Origin of the sequence: Streptomyces buecherae (assembly GCF_014295035.1) — a bacterium.
Classification (GTDB): domain Bacteria; phylum Actinomycetota; class Actinomycetes; order Streptomycetales; family Streptomycetaceae; genus Streptomyces; species Streptomyces youssoufiensis.
On sequence record NZ_CP060404.1, the window covers coordinates 5894178 to 5911814 of the forward strand.

The following is a 17637-nucleotide window of genomic DNA, read 5'->3' on the forward strand; positions in this document are numbered from 1 at the left end:
TGTGATCAGGCGGCCAAAGGCGCGCAGTCAACCGTACGGTCTCCGTGCGGCAAACCGTGCACCACCCCCGGCGAGTGCGGCGAAACGCCACGTTTACCCGTTGTTGGGGTTTCCCTCGGTCGTGGTGCGCAGGGAACTAGACGCCACGGCGGCCCAGCGGGTTGCTCATCGAACTCGTAGGCGATGATGGGCGACGGGTCTCCGGCATGCCGGACCTGCCCCACTAACCCCCCGAACGAGCGAAAGGCTCCCCGCCATGCCAGCACGCATCCTGCTGGCCCGCCACGGACAGACCGCGTGGTCGCTGTCCGGGAAACACACGGGCCGCACGGACATCCCGCTCCTGGACGAGGGGCGCGGCGGCGCCAAGCTGCTGGGCGAGCGGCTGCGCCGCGGGCCGTGGAACGGGCTGCCGGGGGTCGAGGTGCGCACCAGCCCCCTGGCGCGCGCCAGCGAGACCTGCGAGCTGGCGGGCTTCGGCGACCGGGCGACGCCCTGGGACGCGCTCCTCGAGTGGGACTACGGCCCGTACGAGGGCATGACCCCCGACGCGATCAAGGCGGGCCGCCCCGACTGGCTGATCTGGCGCGACGGCGTGCCCACCGACGTACCGGACGCCCCCACCCGTGGCGAGTCGGTGGCCGACGTCACGGAGCGCGCCGACTCCGTCGTGGCCTGGGCCCGCTCCGCCGACCGCGACGTGCTCGTCTTCGCCCACGGCCACATCCTGCGCGCGCTGGCCGCCCGCTGGCTGGGCTTCGACCTCTCCTTCGGCGCCCGTATCCGCCTCGACCCGACCTCGCTGTCCGTCCTGGGCTGGGCGTACGGCGAGCCCGCCATCGAGCGCTGGAACGACACGGGCCACCTGGCCTGACGGCGACCATCTCGCCCGACGGCGGCCACCGGCCCGACGGCGCGCCGGGCCTCTCACGGGCGCCGGCGTAGCCGACATCGGCGCGGCGAGCACCGTCGCGCGCCGGCGCGCCGGGTCCCTCGCGGGCGCCGCCTGGGCGCCGGGCGTCAGCCGCTCACCGCGGGCTGGGCCTCGCGGTGGCGGGCCAGGAAGCGCGCGACGCCCGGTTCCCGGCGCCACGGCCGCAGTCCCTGGGCCAACGCGTCGACCATCGCCCGGACGCGGGCGGACCGCACCTGGCCCGACAGCGCGAGCACCCGCTCGCCCGCGGCGGCGGCCTCGTCGGGCGCCCGCCCGCCGAGCAGGTCGGTGGCCAGCTCCGCGGTGAACAGGGCCCGGTTGCGTACGAAGTGCGGTCCCTGGAGGGCCACCGAGCGCCGCGCGAGCTCCACCGCCCGGTCCCACTGCCGCAGCGCCGACCAGCACTGGGCTTCCAGGCCCGCCGCCTCGGCCTCGCCGAAGAACGACATCCACTCCGGATCGGCGTCCGATGGACCCCGGTCGAACAGCCGCTGGGCGCGCAGGAGCGCCCGTACGCAACCGGCCTGGTCCGCGAGGCCGGCCCGGCCACCGGCCTCGCGCAGGGCCAGCAGCGACAGCAGCCGGGGCGAGGCCAGCGAGCGCGCCGCGCGCTCGGCGGCCTGCGCGGCCCGCACGGCCTCGCGGGGCCGGTGCGCGTCGCGGGCGAGGAAGGCCGTGTTGCAGAAGGCGTGCGCCTCGAGCGCCGGGTCGCCCGCCAGCCGCGCGGTGGCCAGGGCCTCCGCGTAGTGCGAGCGCGCCCGCGCGATCCGGCCCGAGTCGTGGGCCAGCCAGCCGACCGAGATGGCCAGCTCGCCCGCGGCCTGGTGCAGCCGGTCGCTGACGGACTGCCGTTCGGTGCCGGCGTCGAGGAGTTCGTAAGCGGCGCTCAGCGGTTGGGTCGCGCCACGGTAGATGCCGTCGCCGCCGTGCTGGTCGTCCAGCAGCCGGATGTGCCGTACGGCCTCCTCCAGGGCCGCCGCCTCCGCCGTGCCGACGCGTCCCTGCGGCCGGGGCACGCGCGGCAGCGGTGGGATCGGCGCGCGGCGCGGCACCCGGGCCGCCCGCGCACCACCCGGCGCGGCGCCCGCGGCGCCCGCGCCCCGTGGCCCCGCGCCGTCGCCGGGCGCGGCGGCCCAGGCGGAGCCGAGTTCCAGGGAGACGGCGGCCACCGTGGCGGAGCCGATGGTCATGAAGGCGCGACGGTGCACATCGCTCTCCTCGTGGCGGTGGGGTGGGCCGCCCGCCGTCGGCCCGGCGGGGGAGTCGGGAGCCTCCGGCGTACGCGGGCGGGCGTACGCGGAGAGGGGGGCGGGGGCGGGCGGCGGCCCCGGTGGGCGCGCCGGCGGCTGCCCGGCGCGCGGCGCCGGAGCCTGGGTCGATGGCCGGGCCCGGGTCTGGGACGGGGGCTGCGGCTGAGCTTGGGTCTGGGGCCGCGGTGGGGCCTGGGCCGGTAGCCGGGGCGGAGCCGGGGGGACGGCCGGGGGCCGGGCCTGGGGCTGGGCTTGCGACTGGGTCGGCGGCTGGGCCTGTGGCGGGGTCGGAGGCCGGGGCGCGGGGGGCGGACCCGGGGTGCCCGCGTCCCCCGCTGCGGGCTCCTCGCGCGCGCCGGCGTCCGCGCGCCCCGAGGCGTCCCGTGGGCCGTGCCCGCGCACGCTCGCGCGCGGGGCGAAGCCGAGGTCCGTGAGGGAGCGGCCGGGGAACATGTGCCGGAACACCCGCTCGTACGCGTAGTTGGGACAGCGGATCGCGCCGGACTCGACGCGTCCGATGTAGCGGGCGTCGCAGGAGACCTGTTCACCGATCTCCCGGGCCGAGCGCCGCACGAGCGCCGCGAACTCGCCCGGCGACAGATGCCCGCGCAGGCGTCTGAAAGCCGCGTTCAGCCGCGGCGGCGAGGGTTCGGATGCCGAGGCCATGGTGGTGCCCTCCTGGCGATCTCCGCTGCGGGCGGCGCCACGAGCGGACCGGTGCCGTGATCGACGGCACGACCGTACCGACTGTGCTGACGCGATCACGTGCGGTTTAGCTACAAAACGGATATCTCACCCGTGATTTGCCATGAAGTGCCATCCTTTGCGGCGGCGTTGCGCCGTAGCTGTTGACGTTTTGTTGCGTTGGTTCCTGTAGACCATGGCAGTCACGCGGAGGAAGGGGTTCCCCTTGCCGGACGTCACACCAGCCACCGGGGCAGACGCTGACGGCTCACGGATGCCCGCACAGTTCCGCCACCGCCCCAGCGAGGAGCGCAGCGCGTCGCTGCCGGGCGCCCGGTCACACCCGGGAGCCGGCCGCGACGCCGTCGCACCGGGCGGTGACGTGACCGAGGACTACGGGGTCCGCGAGCTGAGCCCCGCGTTCGACGGGCCCGTCACGCACGAGGCCAGCCGCCCCGTCGAGGCGGACGAGCCCGCCGGCGCGACGCACGCGCGCGAGCGCGCCGACCGCACGCCCCGCGCCGCCGACACCGGCCCCTCGCCCCACTCCGAGCACACCGAGCAGCCGGGGCGCGCCGCGCCGCCGCGGGGTACGGCCGAGTCGGCGAGCGGTGCCTGCGACGTGGTCACCGTGCCCGCCCGGCAGGGCTTCGAGGTCGTGGACCTGCTGCGGTTGCGCGCGTCGGGTGGTATCGGGCCGGTCCTGCACGACGACGCGTGCCGCACCCTCGGCTTCGTCGTCCCCCCCGGCACGGCCGCGGGGTGGGACGTCCCGGGCAGCGCGTGTACGCGGGCGCACGGCCGAGGCCCGCGCTCCGGCGCGCGAGCGGCGCGGACCCTGGCCCCGTACGGCGCGCGGGAGGCGGTGGCCGAGGACGCCGCGCCCCCGGTGCCGGGCGCCGGCTGGCTGGTGCCGCCCGCGGAGGCATACCGCGACGCCACCGACCCCGCCGTGCTCCGCGCCGCGCTCGGCGAGGCCGCCCGGGTGATCGAGGTCATCGACCGCAGCCACTGACGCGCGGCCCCGCCCGCGCGGGGTCCACCGCTGACCGGGCCGACCGCCCGGCCAGCGGTGATCGATACTGATCGGATGGCACGAGGCAAGCGCGGACGGCAGGGCAACGCGGGTCGGAGCGGGCGCGCGGACCGCGCCCGACCGATCGCGGACGAGCGGGCCGACGAGCGCGGCGACGACGCGGCACACGCGCCCGACACAGCGGACACAGCGGACACGACGGGTGCGGCCGACGCGGCGACCGGCCGGGCGCGCGGTGGGCGCACGCGCGGGCGGGCCCGCGCCGGGGAGTCGGTCAGCGCGCGGGTGGACGGTGGCCGCGCCGAACTGGTGCCGGACCGGGACCGGCCGCGCGGGCGCACCCTGCTGATCGACGGCGCCCCGCAGTCCCACGTCGACCTCGACGACCCCGGCTACCTCGACTTCTCGTACCAGCGCCGGCTGGGCCACGTGGCCGACCTGGTCGCGCCCCCGGGGCGGCCGATCCAGGCCCTGCACCTCGGCGGCGGCGCCTTCACCCTGGCCCGTTACATCGCCGCGTCCCGGCCCCGCTCCACGCAGCAGGTGGTGGAGGTGGACGGCCCGCTGGTCGCGTTCGTCCGCCGCGAACTGCCCCTGGAGAGCGGCTGGCGCGTCCGGGTGCGCGGGGGCGACGCCCGCGCGGGGCTCGGCAAGGTGCCCGACGGCTGGGCCGACCTGATCATCGCGGACGTCTTCAGCGGCGCCCGCACCCCCGCGCACCTGACCAGCGCCGAGTTCCTCGCCGAAGCGCGCCGCGCGCTGCGCCCCGGCGGGTGGTACGCGGCCAACATCGTCGACGGCGCGCCGCTCGCCCACCTCCGGGCCCAGGTCGCCACCGCCCGCGCCGTGTTCGCCGAGACCTGCCTGACCGCCGACCCCGCCGTGCTGCGCGGCCGGCGCTTCGGCAACGCGGTCCTGCTGGCAGGCGACGGCGCGCTGCCCGTGGCGGAGCTGACCCGCCGCGCGGCCAGCGACCCGCACCCCGGACGCGTAGAACACGGCCGCGCCCTCGCCGACTTCACCGGCGGCGCGCGCCCGGTCTCCGACGCGGACGCCACGGCGTCCCCGGCCCCGCCCCCCGCCGCCTTCGACTAGGCCCTCCGCACGGGTACGCGCGTCCGCCGCGTCAGTCCTCCTCTACCGCCCCGCACCGCCCCGCACCCAGGCCCGCCCCACGGCCGGGGTCGCGGGGCGCACGTTCCCCTTCCCCGTACCTCGCCCCCGCGCGTACGCACCACCAGCCGCGCCGGCCCCACCCCGCCCGGCCCGCGCGCCGGCCCCACCGCGCCCCGCCCGCGCGCCGGCGCACCCCCGCGCCGCCCAACTCCCGTGCCCCGCGCGTCCGCTGGCAGGGCGCGGCACCAGCCGTCGGCCGGCCCTGCCGGGGCCCTCGTGCCGTGCCCTGTCGTGCGCCCGCGTGCGCCTCGGGCTGGCGGCGGGCGGAGCGGACACGTTACTGCCCGGTTACGTCGCGCGTGACCGGCCGCGAAGAGGGGAGAACTCGCGTACGGGTGGGCCCGCTGAGCGGGAGCGGACGAATGGGGCGTGGTGGTGGGTTGTGAACACACTCCAGGGTCCAAGCGGCCCCTTGCTGTGAGGAGTTGAAGCATTGGCGCAGATCAGGGCCGCGTGGGGCGACGCGTGGCGCGGCTGCCGACATCTGGCTGTTGTTGAATGTCCAGCGATCGTCGGCGCGGCGGAGGGGTCCGACGCATGAGGGGGGAGACGGGGATGGCGGCGGCCAGGCGGCGCGGTGCCGGGCGGGGCAGGCCCACCCTGGAGGAGGTCGCCGCACGCGCGGGCGTGGGTCGCGGTACGGCGTCCCGGGTGATCAACGGCTCGCCCCGGGTCAGCGACCGGACCCGGGCCGCGGTCGAGCAGGCCGTCGCCGACCTGGGGTACGTGCCCAACCGCGCGGCCCGCGCGCTGGCCGCCAACCGGGCCGACGCCGTCGCGCTGGTCATCCCCGAGCCGGAGACCAGGCTGTTCGCCGAGCCGTACTTCTCGGACATCATCCGTGGCGTGGCCTGCGAACTCGCCGACACCGACCTGCAACTGCTGCTCACCCTCGTCCGTACCGCCAAGGAGCGCCAGCGGCTGGCCGACTACCTGGCCGCGCACCGCGTCGACGGCGTCCTGATGATCTCGGCGCACGCTGCCGACCCGCTGCCGGACGTGCTGGAGCGGATCGACATACCGGCCGTGCTCGGCGGCCGGCGCTCGGCCCGCGAGACCGTCGCCCACGTCGACTCCGACAACCTCGGCGGCGCGCGGTCGGCGGTGACCCACCTCGCCGAGCGGGGCCGGCGCGCGATCGCCACCATCACCGGATCGCTCGACATGTACACGGCCCAGTGCCGCCTCGACGGCTACCGCGAGGCACTGGACGCCGCCGACCTGCCCCGGGACCCCGACCTCGTCGAGCGGGCCGACTTCACCGAGGAGGGCGGCCGGCGGGCGATGGCCGCGCTGCTGGCCCGCCGTCCCGACCTCGACGCGGTCTTCGCGGCCTCCGACGTCATGGCCGCCGGCGCCCGCCGCGTACTGCGCCAGCACGGCCGCAAGGTGCCCGACGACGTGGCCCTGGTCGGCTACGACGACTCGCCCGTGGCCCGTCACATGGACCCGCCGCTGACCAGCGTCCGGCAGGCCACGGAGGAGATGGGGCGCGCGATGGTGCGGGTCCTGCTGGAGCAGATGGCGACCCGCGAGTCCCCGGCCACGGTCCCGGGCGCCCGCCCCCACCTGGTGCTGCCCGCCGAACTCGTCCCCCGCGACTCCTCCTGACCACGCCTCCCTGCCCGGGCGCCCGCCCGCCCCGGCGAGCCCGCCCACCCCGCGCCCCCCGCCCCGCGAGCCCCGCTGCGCGCCGCGGAGGCCGGCCCCGGCCCCGGCCCGGGGCCCGATGTGCGACGGCGCGGCCCGGGGCGCACGCTGGAAGCATGGCTGAGCACCCGCCCGTGATCGTCCACCCGCCCACCGCGTCGGGTGGGCGCCGCGTCACGATCCGCGGCGTCATCGTCGGCCTGGCCCACGGCCGGGGAGACGTCGCCGAGTTCCTGCGCCGGGCCGGCATCGAGGACCCGGACGACCTGACGCTGGACAACCCCGACCAGATCGAGTGGCGGGGCGGTGACATGGACCACTGGCCCGCCCCCACCGACTGACGCGCCCCCGCGACCCGTACCGCGCGAGCACCGCGCACCCCGGGAGAGCCGACCAGACCCGGCGAGACGTGAGGCACCCGACGAGGCTCGACGAGAACTACGAGACGTGAAGCACCCGACGAAGCACGGCAGAACACGACGAAGCCCCCGGCCGCTTGCGCGGACCGGGGGCTTTCGATCATTCAGGGTGAGTAACGGGACTCGAACCCGCGACATCCTGGACCACAACCAGGTGCTCTACCATCTGAGCTATACCCACCATGACCGGCGCTTTCCTTGCCGGCCGAGAAAAAGTGTACAGGGTCCGAAGGGGTGCTCGCTCCCGGCTTGTGGAGAGCCGGGAGCGAGCCGCCTCACGCGTGCCGCGCGGGCAGGACGTGCTTGCTCGCGATCGCCTTCGCCGTGTCCGAGTCCGGGCCCGGCTGCGGCACGAAGACCGCCTCGCGGTAGTACCGCAACTCCGCGATGCTCTCCCGGATGTCGGCGAGGGCCCGGTGGTTGCCGTTCTTCTCGGGGCTGTTGAAGTACGCCCGCGGATACCAGCGGCGGGCCAGCTCCTTGATCGAGGACACGTCCACGATCCGGTAGTGCAGGTGGCCTTCCAGCGTGGGCATGTCGCGCAGCAGGAAGCCCCGGTCCGTGCTCACCGAGTTTCCACACAGCGGAGCCTTGCCGGGCTCCGCCACGTGGGCCTTCACGTAGGCCAGGACCTGCTGCTCGGCGTCGGCGAGCGTGGTGCCGCCGTCCAGCTCGTCGAGCAGCCCGGACGCGGTGTGCATCTCGCGCACCACGTCCGGCATGGTGGTCAGCGCCTCGGCGGGTGGACGGATCACGATGTCCACGCCGTCGCCGATGATGTTCAGTTCGGAATCGGTGACCAGCGCGGCCACCTCAATGAGCGCGTCGTCGGACAGCGAGAGGCCGGTCATCTCGCAGTCGATCCACACCATGCGATCGTTCATGACGTCACCCTACGGGGCGTTCCCGCTGGCCGGGCAGGCTGGCGCGGCCGGGGGCGCGGCTCGACTGTTCGGGTAGGCGAGGCGCGTAGGCGTCCGAGTCGGGCTTGCCGGAGTCGCGGTCGCCGTGCGCCGGCCCGCCGTGGTTCATGCCGGAGTGCGACATGCCGCCGTGCCCGAGCGCCGTGGCGCCGGACGGGCCGCCGTGCGCGCCCGCCGTGGCCATGGACCCGCGCCGGACCGGCACCGCATCGCCGGAGCGCTGTTCGATCAGGTCCGGCCGCTCGGCCCGCTCGTGCCGCTCCGGGCGGTCGCCGGGTCCACCCTGTGGCCTGCGGGCCCGGTACGCCGCCCGGTACGCCGCCGGCGACGAGCCGAGCTGTCGCCGGAAGTGCCCGCGCAGCGCCACCGGAGAGCGGAACCCGCAGCGTCCGGCGACCTCGTCCACGGAGTAGTCGGAGGTCTCCAGGAGCCGTTGGGCCTGGAGCACCCGCTGGGTGATCAGCCACTGGAGTGGAGCGCTCCCAGTGAGCGAGCGGAACCGCCGGTCGAAGGTCCGTCGGCTCATGTAGGCGCGGGCCGCGAGCGCTTCGACGTCGAACTGCTCGTGGAGGTGTTCCAGCGCCCAGGCCACGACCTCGGCCAGTGGGTCGGCGCCGATCTCCTCCGGCAGCGACCGGTCGAGGTAGCGCTCCTGCCCGCCCGAGCGGCGCGGCGGTACGACGAGCCGGCGCGCCAGCGCCCCGGCCGCGTCCGCGCCGTGGTCGGTGCGGACGACGTGCAGGCACAGGTCGATGCCGGCGGCGGTGCCCGCCGACGTCAGTACGTCGCCGTCGTCGACGAACAGCTCCCGGGGGTCCACGTGGACCGACGGGTAGCGCTTGGCGAGCGTCGGCGCGTACATCCAGTGCGTCGTCGCCGGCCTCCCGTCGAGCAGTCCGGCCGCCGCGAGTACGAAGGCGCCCGTGCACAGCCCGACGATGCGAGCGCCCTCCTCGTGCGCGCGGCGCAGTGCGTCGAGCGCGGCGGCGGGTGGCGACTGGGTGATCGACCGCCATGCCGGTACGACGACGGTGCCCGCCCGCGAGAGGGCCTCCAAGCCGTACGGCGCGGTCAGTTCGAGCCCGCCCGTGGTGCGAAGCGGTACGTCTTCGCCCGCGCACACCAGCAATCGGTAGCGGGGGACGCCGGCGTCCTGCCGGTCGATGCCGAAGACGGAGAGCGGTATGGAGCTCTCGAAGATGGGGCCGCCGCTGAAGAGCAGCACTGCGACGATCTCCCGGCGGCGGCGTCCGGAGAGCTTTCGGGCGGCCTCCGGTACGGTTGTGGAGTCCTGGCTCATGGAACTAAGCCCCCCTGGGTGGTCGCGTCCTCTCGGTCCTGCACGTTTCCCCTCGGTCCTGAACGGTTCCCCCGCCGGTCATGGCCAAGATCGAATCTACTGTGTCGCGTGTGGTCACCGTGACCAGTTCACCACTCGCCCGTAAGTCGACATGACAACTTGGCGTAAAGCATTCGATCACGAAGCGTTGCACTCGGAGCGCCTGTAGGGAAGTGCGCCTTTCGCCGATGCCCACTCCCCGTAGGGGGTACGGACCCCCAACACTCCTTTCCTAGCTGGTCAGACGCGGGTTTGAGGGGGTCTTCGGCAACAGGGACAACTTGTTCCGAAGTTGGCTGAAAACAGTTGGCCGCAAACGTACGATCGCGTCAGTCGACGGGCGTATGCGCTTCGGACGGGGCGTCAACAACGGGCCCAGCGGGTGCCGTACGGGCCCTTCCACGGCACGCCCCGCGCCGACGCTCATCGGTCATCCGCGCCGCCCGTCGCTCGGCCCGTCGCAGCAGCGCACGGCAGGTCGCGGTGACCGCGGCGAGCCCGAGCGCGGTGCCCGCCGCGCCGCCGAACGAGGCCCCGCACAGCAGGAGGGCGACCGGCACCAGTGCCCAGCAGAAGACGCCCCAGCCGCCCCGGTCGGCCGCGGCGACGGAAGCCGGCCGTTCGGCGCCCCGCGCGGCGCGCGCTCCCCGGCACGCGAGCCCGGTCGGCGCGAGGCTCCGCGCGCGCGGGGTGACGCGCGGCGCGGAGCGCGGGCCCGTGGTGGCGACCCGGGGCGCGGTGAACAGCCGCGCGCGCGTCGCCCCCGGCCCCGCCGTGGCCGGGCCACGGACGGGCCGCGCGGCGTCCGAGCGCGTTCCGGGGACCTGGCGCGCGACGGAGGAGGGGCGCGTTGTGGGGGAGGGGGCGGCCTCTGTGGCGCGTGGGTTGGTTGGGGCGGCGGCGTGCGCGGGGGCGGCCGGGAGCGCGGGGGCGGCGGAACGCGATGCCCCAGTCGCGCGGCGTAGCGCGTCGAGGGGTGCGGCGGAGGGGGTGGTGGGGGTGTACTCGCTGAGTCGGCGCACGAATTCTTCCCTCCTGGGGCGGAAGTCCCTCCGGGGGTGGCTAGCGGGTACTACAACGTCTTGTTTGCCGTCGGGTCACTGCACGGCGTACGCCGGGGGGCCACTTGGGGCATTGCGCTCTGCGCGGCCCTCCGGCATGCTCCGATGAAGCTCGCCTCGGCCGGCCCCTCCCGAGGTGGTCCCTGGGCAGGGGGCGAGCGGCGCCGTACCCTGGGGGGTGTGGGCTTGGATAGGTGAATCCCGGACGATTTCCCTCCGGGCCCGCCGGTCCGTTCCCACAATCCGTCTTTCCTCGCAAGTAGCCCCCCGCCGAACCCCTCCGCAACAGGACTTTCTTCGCCGAGACAACAGATGGCCGGTTACGAAATCCCCGAACCCGCGGACCGCAAGCGGGTCGCCGACTCGACGGCGCACCCCGAAGCGGCGGAAGAGACGCGCCATGCCTGCGATCCGGCGTTCCAGCACGGAGTGGTGGTCGGCTTCGACGGCTCCACCTCCAGCGAGCGCGCGCTCGCGTACGCGATCGGCATGGCCCGCCGCTCCGGCTCCGGGCTGATCATCGTGCACGTCGCCAACCGCCTGCCCACGACCGTCTGGGCGGGCTGTGAGCCCCCCGTCTTCGTGGACGTCCCCGACCACCGCACCGAGGTCCTCGGCCTCGAACTGGCCTGCGCGGACCACCTCTCCGAGGTGCCGTGGATCCTCGTCGAGCGCGGCGGCGACATCTGTCACGAGCTGGAGGAGGTCGGTCGGGAGTACGCGGCCGACGCCATCGTCGTGGGCTCCACGCACGGCCTGGTGGGCCGCATCTTCGGCTCCGTCGCCGGGCGGCTCGCGCGCCGCGCGCAGCGCCCGGTCGTCGTCATCCCGTAGCGCCCAGGCCGTCCGGGCGGCGGCGTCGCGGCGCGGGTGGTGCGCCGGATTCCGGACACCCGCGCGGCCCGCGTGGTTCCTCGCGTGGCCTCGGATGGTTCCGCGCGCAAGGTGCTCGCGCGCCGTCTTTCGGCTGGGCCCGACGGCCGGGCCCGCCGGCTCGCCCGTGAGCCGCCGAGCGGGCCGTGATCGGGGTCCGGGACGCCCGAGCGGGGGCGCGGCGGCGGGTGTTTCGGGGCGTGGGGCCGGGGCGCGGGGCGGGACGGTTTGCGCGGGCGTGAACGGTTGCGGTCGCGACGACGGGCGGCGCGGACGGGGTGGTGGGGATGGCGGGCGGTCGGCGCGTGGGCGCCCACTCCTTCGGGTGATTCCTCCCGGGCCCAACGCGCGAGAGTGGTGCGCCGTCTGACGGTGTGTGAGTACGTCGCGGCGCGGAGGTGGATTACGCGTGGCGACGGGTACACACCCCACACGCGGGGGAGCGACGTGCCGCCCTTTCGGGGAGTGACGGTCCCGGTCGGGGCGGCTGCCTGCCGACGCATGGGCGGCGTCGGCACCGGAGGGTGGCCTCCCGCGCGCGTGGTGGCACGCGCGGGAGGCCACCCTCCGTCCAGCACCGGTCGCGGGCCCGGCTACTCCACCGTCACGGACTTGGCGAGGTTGCGCGGCTTGTCGATGTCCCGGCCGAGCGCCAACGCCGTGTGGTAGGCGAGCAGTTGGAGCGGGATGCCCATGAGGATCGGGTCCAGCTCGTCCTCGTTCTTCGGGACGACGATCGTCTGGTCGGCCTTCTCCTGCTCCTGGTGCGCGACCGCGAGGATCTTGCCGCTGCGGGCCTTGATCTCCTCCAGGGCGGCGCGGTTCTTCTCCAGGAGGTCGTCGTTCGGGACGATCGCGACCGTGGGGAGCGCCGGCTCGATGAGCGCGAGCGGGCCGTGCTTGAGCTCGGAGGCCGGGTACGCCTCGGCGTGGATGTACGAGACCTCCTTGAGCTTGAGGGAGGCTTCGCGGGCGACGGGGTAGCCGCGTACGCGTCCGATGAAGAGCATCGAGCGGGCCTCCGCGTACTCCTTCGCGATCTTCTTGATCTCGTCTTCCTGCTTGAGGATCTCCGAGATCTGGCCGGGGAGCCTGCGCAGCCCCTCGATGATCCGCTTGCCGTCGGAGACCGACAGGTCGCGGATGCGGCCCAGGTGCAGGGCGAGCAGGCCGAAGGCGACGGTGGTGTTGGTGAAGCACTTGGTGGAGACGACGCAGACCTCCGGGCCCGCGTGGACGTACACGCCCGCGTCGGCCTCGCGGGCGATCGCGGAGCCGACCACGTTCACGACGCCGAGGACGCGGGCGCCCTTGCGCTTCAGCTCCTGGACGGCGGCCAGCACGTCGTACGTCTCGCCGGACTGGGAGACCGCGATGTAGAGGGTGTCGGGGTCCACGACCGGGTTGCGGTAGCGGAACTCGGACGCCGGCTCGGCGTCGGCGGGGATGCGGGCCAGCTCCTCGATCATCTGGGCGCCGATCATGCCCGCGTGGTACGAGGTGCCGCAGCCGAGGATCTTGACGCGGCGCACCTTGCGGGCGTCGTGCGCGTCGAGGTTCAGGCCGCCGAGGTGCACGGTGGAGAAGCGGTCGTCGATGCGCCCGCGCAGGACGCGGTCCACCGCGTCGGGCTGCTCGAAGATCTCCTTGTGCATGTACGTGTCGTGGCCGCCCATGTCGTACGACTCGGCTTCCCACTCCACGGTGGTCGGCGAGGCCGTCGTGCGCGAGCCCTCGGTCGTGTAGGTGCGGTAGTCGTCGGCCTTGATCGTGGCCATCTCGCCGTCGTCGAGGGTGACGACCTGGCGGGTGTGCGAGACGAGCGCGGCGACGTCCGAGGCGACGAACATCTCCTTCTCGCCGATGCCGAGGACGACGGGGGAGCCGTTGCGGGCCACAACGATGCGGTCGTTGAATTCGGCGTGCAGGACGGCGATGCCGTACGTGCCCTCGACGTGGCGCAGGGCCTCGCGGACCTTCTCCTCCAGGGTGTCGGCCTGGGCCCGGGCGACGAGGTGGGTGAGGACCTCGGTGTCCGTCTCGGAGAGGAACTCGACGCCGTCGGCGCTCAGTTTGGCGCGCAGCTCGGAGGCGTTGTCGATGATGCCGTTGTGGACGACGGCGACCTTGTCGTCGCCCGACATGTGCGGGTGGGCGTTCTCGTCGGAGGGGGCGCCGTGCGTGGCCCAGCGGGTGTGGGCGATGCCGGTGGTGCCCTTGAAGCGGGCGGGGACCTTCGCCTCCAGGTCGCGGACGCGGCCCTTCGCCTTGACCATCTTCAGGCCGGTGGCCTTGGGGCCGGTGACGGCGATGCCCGCGGAGTCGTAGCCGCGGTACTCAAGGCGCTGGAGCCCCTCAAGGAGCAGGGGCGCCACGTCGCGCTTGCCGATGTATCCGACGATGCCGCACATGGGCGGTTCCTTCCGTCTGGTGAGGGTGTCGTACGCGGTCGCCGGCCGGGGGCCGGGCGGGGTGGCATCGGCGCCGGTGTCGGCGCTGCCCCGCCGGCCCGTTGTCGGTGCCCGGCGACCGGTGGGGCGGGTCGCGTGGGGTCGCGGTCCCGCTCTCCGGTGTCGTTCGCGTCGCGGTCCCGTCCGCGTCGCGGTGGTGCTCGAGGTGGCGCTCCGGTGGTGTGCGGGCGCCGGGTGCCCCGCGGGTGGCGCGGGGCGGGTGGTGCTCGGGTGGCGCCGTGGCGCGGCGTCGGTCGCTCAGCCGTAGACGATGCGGCGGAGCTGGCGCGGGGAGAGCTCGGGCGGGGCCACCGCGCGGTGCGGTAGTTCGGTCCCGATGCGCTCGAAGATGTCCGGGTTCGTCAGGCCGGCCGACTGCAGTTCGCGGTGGCGGCGACGGACGAACTCCTCCGCGCTCTCGTCGAAGTACGCCAGCACGTCGAGCACCACCCGGGCCGCCTCGCCACGGCCCAGCGGTGAGCTGCGCACGAGGTGGTCGACGAGGTCGTCGTGGGTGGTCGGGCTGGCGTCGGTATTTCGGTTACGGCGATCGAGCACCCGTTGATACTGCGCGGCAACGGCCGGTTTCGCAAGAAATCTGCCCGATATCGGGCAGGAGAGAGGTGAAGGTGTGCGTCGGATGCGGAGAAGAGGTGCGGGAACGGCTCCGGGAGGGCCTAGAAGTGGCGCAGGAGTGCCTGCTTCGCCACGGTGAACTCCTCGTCGGTGAGTATCCCGTCCCGGTGCAGTTCGCCCAGCTCGCGCAGTCGGCGCAGCAGCGCGTCATGATCGCTGCCGCTGCCGCCAGCGGTGGCGGCCGGCGCGGCGGGGCCCGGCAGCGCGGCGGAGCCGGGAGCCGCGGCCACGGAGGGGGCCGGGGGCGCGGCCGGGGCGGTCACAGGCGGCGCGGCCGGGTGCGGCATGCGGGCGGTCACCGCCGCCGCGACCAGTGCCATCAGCGGGTCCTTCTTGAAGCCGTAGATCTCGACCGCGCGCGGGTCGTACTTCGGCGGTGCCTTGGTGGGCGCCTTGGCGATGACGAAGCGCAGGTAGCCGTTCTCCAGGCCGCCCGGCCACAGCCACTCCACGGCGTCCACGTCGGCGACGGAGAACACCTGGGTGCCGGCGGACTTCTTGGACTCCTCCGTCTTCCAGTTCCACTCCAGGCGGATGGTCTCGCCGTCGAAGGAGGCCGTGGCGTCGCCCGCCGAGGCCGAGAGCGGGACCGCCGGGCCGGGCAGCAGGTAGCGGTAGCACGGCGTGCTGGGCACCTGCTCGAGCAGCAGGGCGTTGCGCACCTCGTCCACGAAGTACTCGGCGACGCCCGAGCGGTCCGCCTCCACCGAGAGCTGGTACGGGTCGGCGGCGTCCGGCAGTTGCCCGCCGACGGCCTGGAGCAGCGGGTCCGAACCCTCGCGCAGCCGTAGCCGCAGCCGCCCCGACTTGCGCCCCGCCTCGAAGGCGATCCCGCTCAGCGCCGTCAGGGGCACCACCACTTCGCCGAGGGCCACTCGGGCCGGGCCGACGCTCTTGTCCCGCCCCGGCACGATGCGTACGGCCTCCCCGTCGAAGGTCCAGGTGCCGTCCTTTTGGGTGATCTCCGCCATGGCCCGGATTCTTCCATGCGGCCCGCCGGTGGTCGGCGGGCCGCGGGGTGGTGCTGCCGTACGGGAGGCAGCGGGGTGGTGCTGCCGTAGCGGAGGCCGGTCAGTCCTCCAGGCCCAGTTCGCGGGCGATCAGCATGCGCTGGACCTCGCTGGTGCCCTCGCCGATCTCCAGGATCTTGGAGTCGCGCCACATGCGGGCCACCGGGTACTCGTTCATGAAGCCGTACCCGCCGTGCACCTGGGTGGCCTCGCGCGCGTTGGTGACCGCCACGTCGCAGCTGTACAGCTTGGCCAGCGACGCCTCCTTCTTGAACGACTCGCCGTGCGCCATCCGCGAGGCCGCGTCCCGCCAGGCGACGCGGGCCGTGTGGGCGCGCATCTCCATGTCGGCGAGCTTGAACTGGATGGCCTGGTTGGCGCCGATCGGCTTGCCGAACGCCTCGCGGGTCCTGGCGTACGACACCGACTCGTCCACGCAGCCCTGCGCGAGGCCGGTGGCCAGCGCGGAGATGGCGATGCGGCCCTCGTCCAGGATGCGCAGGAACTGCGCGTACCCGCGCCCCCGCTCGCCGAGCAGGTTGGCGGCCGGCACCCGGCAGTCGTCGAAGGACAGCTCGCGGGTGTCCGAGGCGTTCCAGCCGACCTTGGAGTACGGGGCGGCCACGGTGAGGCCGGGGGTGCCGGCCGGGACGATGATCGAGGAGATCAGCGGGCGGCCGTCGGGCTTGTGGCCGGTGACGGCGGTGACGGTGATCAGCGAGGTGATGTCGGTGCCCGAGTTGGTGATGAAGCACTTGGTGCCGTTGATCACCCACTCGCCGCTCTCCTCGTCCAGCCGGGCCGTGGTGCGGGTGCCGCCCGCGTCCGAACCGCCGCCCGGCTCGGTCAGCCCGAAGGCGCCGAGGGCCGCGCCCGAGCACAGGTCGGGCAGCCAGGCGCGCTTCTGCTCCTCGGTGCCGAAGCGGAAGATCGGCATGGAGCCGAGCGAGACGCCGGCCTCCAGCGTGATCGCGACGGAGGAGTCGACCCGGGCCAGCTCCTCGATGGCCAGGCACAGGGCGAGGAAGTCGCCGCCCATGCCGCCGTACTCCTCGGGGTAGGGCAGCCCGAACAGGCCCATGCGGCCCATCTCGCGGATGATCTCGTACGGGAACTGGTGGTTCTCCCAGTACTCGCCGATCTTGGGTGCGACGACGTCGTGCGCGAACGCCTCGACGGTCTTGCGCAGCTCCTCGTGCTCGGCGGACAGGCGGTGGTCGAGGGACATGGCTACGACTCCTTGTGGGAGAGGGCACGAACGGTGCGGGAGGGGCTCGGGCGGCCCAACTGGTCGGCCATCCACACGCTGGTGTCGGTGAGTTGGCCGAGGTCGACCCCGGTGTCGATGCCGAGGCCGTGCAACATCCACACGAGGTCTTCGGTGGCGAGGTTGCCGGTGGCGCTCTTGGCGTAGGGGCAGCCGCCGAGCCCGCCCGCGGAGGCGTCGACGGTGGTGACGCCGTGCTGGAGCGCGGCGAGGGTGTTGGCCAGGGCCTGGCCGTACGTGTCGTGGAAGTGCACGCCGATCCGCTCGGTCGGCACGCCGGCCTCGTTCAGCGCCGTCAGCAGCGCCGTGACGTGCCCGGGCGTGGCCACCCCGATGGTGTCGCCGAGACTCAGCTCGTCGCAGCCCAGGTCGAGCAGGCGGCGGCTGACGTCCGCGACCCGCCCGATGGGCACCGGGCCCTCCCAGGGGTCGCCGAAGCACATGGACAGGTAGCCGCGCACGCGCACCCCGGCGTCCGCCGCCTTGGCGACCACCGGCGCGAACATGGCCAGCGCCTCGTCCACGGTGCGGTTCAGGTTGGCCTTGGCGAACGACTCGGTGGCGCTGCCGAAGACGGCGATCTCCCGCACGCCGAGCGCCAGCGCGCGGTCGAGGCCGTGCTCGTTGGGCACCAGCACCGGCAGTCGCAGGCCCGCGCCGCCGGTCTCGGGCGCGTCTCCGAGCCCGGCGAGCAGCGGCATCAACTGCTCGGCGTCGGCCAGTTGGGGCACCCACTTGGGGTGCACGAAGCTGGTGGCCTCGATGGTGGTCAGGCCGGCGGCGGCCAGGCGACGGACGAACTCCGCCTTGACCTCGACCGGCACGATCGCCTTCTCGTTCTGCAACCCGTCGCGCGCGCCCACCTCGTGGATGCGCACCCGCCGCGGCAGCCCCGCGGCCGGGACGCCCATCGGCAGTCCGTCGATCAT

14 protein-coding genes and 1 tRNA gene are annotated in these 17637 nt (G+C 74.5%); 6 read left to right on the top strand and 9 right to left on the bottom strand.

Translation table 11 applies throughout. The features are described 5' to 3' along the window. Positions 1-256 precede the first annotated feature (256 nt). Positions 257-874, top strand: coding sequence for a histidine phosphatase family protein (locus tag H7H31_RS23360; protein WP_187061360.1), 618 nt, complete (start codon positions 257-259; stop codon positions 872-874). A gap of 146 nt (positions 875-1020) precedes the next feature. On the opposite strand, the gene H7H31_RS34300 is transcribed toward H7H31_RS23360, so the two are convergent. Then, a complete protein-coding gene (locus H7H31_RS34300; RefSeq protein WP_232110040.1) occupies positions 1021-2850 on the bottom strand; it encodes a hypothetical protein in 1830 nt (609 codons plus the stop codon). Positions 2851-3490: 640 nt separating this feature from the next. On the opposite strand from H7H31_RS34300, the gene H7H31_RS23375 reads away from it, so the two are divergent. The 4 genes from H7H31_RS23375 to H7H31_RS23390 all read left to right on the top strand — a co-directional run bounded on the left by H7H31_RS23375 (position 3491) and on the right by H7H31_RS23390 (position 7071). Continuing rightward, entirely contained in the window at positions 3491-3883 is a 393-nt protein-coding gene (locus tag H7H31_RS23375) for a hypothetical protein (protein WP_187059779.1), read from the top strand. Positions 3884-3958: 75 nt separating this feature from the next. Further along, the gene (locus H7H31_RS23380; RefSeq protein ID WP_232110041.1) at positions 3959-4999 is read left to right on the top strand and encodes a spermidine synthase; all 1041 of its coding nucleotides are present in this window, start codon (positions 3959-3961) and stop codon (positions 4997-4999) included. Between the two features lie 636 nt (positions 5000-5635). Further along, positions 5636-6691 carry a LacI family DNA-binding transcriptional regulator gene (locus H7H31_RS23385; protein ID WP_187118282.1) on the top strand — a complete coding sequence of 352 codons (1056 nt, stop codon included), beginning with the start codon at positions 5636-5638 and terminating at the stop codon, positions 6689-6691. Positions 6692-6846: 155 nt separating this feature from the next. Further along, on the top strand, positions 6847-7071 hold the full coding sequence (locus H7H31_RS23390) for a hypothetical protein (RefSeq protein WP_187059959.1): 225 nt from the start codon (positions 6847-6849) through the stop codon (positions 7069-7071). Positions 7072-7257: 186 nt separating this feature from the next. On the opposite strand, the gene H7H31_RS23395 is transcribed toward H7H31_RS23390, so the two are convergent. The 3 genes from H7H31_RS23395 to H7H31_RS23405 all read right to left on the bottom strand — a co-directional run bounded on the left by H7H31_RS23395 (position 7258) and on the right by H7H31_RS23405 (position 9372). Then, a tRNA-His gene (locus H7H31_RS23395) sits at positions 7258-7330 on the bottom strand. A gap of 94 nt (positions 7331-7424) precedes the next feature. After that, positions 7425-8033: an oligoribonuclease gene (orn, locus tag H7H31_RS23400; RefSeq protein ID WP_187059960.1), complete on the bottom strand. Its 609-nt coding sequence runs from the start codon at positions 8031-8033 to the stop codon at positions 7425-7427. A 4-nt stretch (positions 8034-8037) separates the two neighbouring features. Further along, positions 8038-9372 carry a helix-turn-helix domain-containing protein gene (locus tag H7H31_RS23405; protein ID WP_187059961.1) on the bottom strand — a complete coding sequence of 445 codons (1335 nt, stop codon included), beginning with the start codon at positions 9370-9372 and terminating at the stop codon, positions 8038-8040. A gap of 1412 nt (positions 9373-10784) precedes the next feature. On the opposite strand from H7H31_RS23405, the gene H7H31_RS23410 reads away from it, so the two are divergent. Beyond that, positions 10785-11306: a universal stress protein gene (locus tag H7H31_RS23410; protein WP_176161785.1), complete on the top strand. Its 522-nt coding sequence runs from the start codon at positions 10785-10787 to the stop codon at positions 11304-11306. A 632-nt stretch (positions 11307-11938) separates the two neighbouring features. On the opposite strand, the gene glmS is transcribed toward H7H31_RS23410, so the two are convergent. The 5 genes from glmS to H7H31_RS23435 all read right to left on the bottom strand — a co-directional run bounded on the left by glmS (position 11939) and on the right by H7H31_RS23435 (position 17637). Beyond that, positions 11939-13756 (bottom strand): glutamine--fructose-6-phosphate transaminase (isomerizing), encoded by a 1818-nt coding sequence (gene glmS, locus H7H31_RS23415; RefSeq protein ID WP_187063201.1) that lies wholly within the window; start codon positions 13754-13756, stop codon positions 11939-11941. A gap of 297 nt (positions 13757-14053) precedes the next feature. Further along, the gene (locus H7H31_RS23420) at positions 14054-14353 is read right to left on the bottom strand and encodes a hypothetical protein (RefSeq protein ID WP_187063202.1); all 300 of its coding nucleotides are present in this window, start codon (positions 14351-14353) and stop codon (positions 14054-14056) included. A gap of 119 nt (positions 14354-14472) precedes the next feature. Next, a complete protein-coding gene (locus H7H31_RS23425; RefSeq protein WP_187063203.1) occupies positions 14473-15402 on the bottom strand; it encodes a DUF4429 domain-containing protein in 930 nt (309 codons plus the stop codon). A 100-nt stretch (positions 15403-15502) separates the two neighbouring features. Beyond that, entirely contained in the window at positions 15503-16669 is a 1167-nt protein-coding gene (locus H7H31_RS23430; protein ID WP_187063204.1) for an acyl-CoA dehydrogenase family protein, read from the bottom strand. A 2-nt stretch (positions 16670-16671) separates the two neighbouring features. Beyond that, positions 16672-17637 carry a hydroxymethylglutaryl-CoA lyase gene (locus tag H7H31_RS23435; RefSeq protein WP_187063205.1) on the bottom strand — a complete coding sequence of 322 codons (966 nt, stop codon included), beginning with the start codon at positions 17635-17637 and terminating at the stop codon, positions 16672-16674.

Coding starts and splice junctions, on each gene's coding strand:
- H7H31_RS23360 (WP_187061360.1), top strand. CDS start 257: ATGCCAGCACGCATCCTGCTGGCCCGCCACGGACAGACCGCGTGGTCG.
- H7H31_RS34300 (WP_232110040.1), bottom strand. CDS start 2,850: ATGGCCTCGGCATCCGAACCCTCGCCGCCGCGGCTGAACGCGGCTTTC.
- H7H31_RS23380 (WP_232110041.1), top strand. CDS start 3,959: ATGGCACGAGGCAAGCGCGGACGGCAGGGCAACGCGGGTCGGAGCGGG.
- H7H31_RS23385 (WP_187118282.1), top strand. CDS start 5,636: ATGGCGGCGGCCAGGCGGCGCGGTGCCGGGCGGGGCAGGCCCACCCTG.
- H7H31_RS23390 (WP_187059959.1), top strand. CDS start 6,847: ATGGCTGAGCACCCGCCCGTGATCGTCCACCCGCCCACCGCGTCGGGT.
- orn (WP_187059960.1), bottom strand. CDS start 8,033: ATGAACGATCGCATGGTGTGGATCGACTGCGAGATGACCGGCCTCTCG.
- H7H31_RS23405 (WP_187059961.1), bottom strand. CDS start 9,372: ATGAGCCAGGACTCCACAACCGTACCGGAGGCCGCCCGAAAGCTCTCC.
- H7H31_RS23410 (WP_176161785.1), top strand. CDS start 10,785: ATGGCCGGTTACGAAATCCCCGAACCCGCGGACCGCAAGCGGGTCGCC.
- glmS (WP_187063201.1), bottom strand. CDS start 13,756: ATGTGCGGCATCGTCGGATACATCGGCAAGCGCGACGTGGCGCCCCTG.
- H7H31_RS23425 (WP_187063203.1), bottom strand. CDS start 15,402: ATGGCGGAGATCACCCAAAAGGACGGCACCTGGACCTTCGACGGGGAG.
- H7H31_RS23430 (WP_187063204.1), bottom strand. CDS start 16,669: ATGTCCCTCGACCACCGCCTGTCCGCCGAGCACGAGGAGCTGCGCAAG.
- H7H31_RS23435 (WP_187063205.1), bottom strand. CDS start 17,637: ATGATCGACGGACTGCCGATGGGCGTCCCGGCCGCGGGGCTGCCGCGG.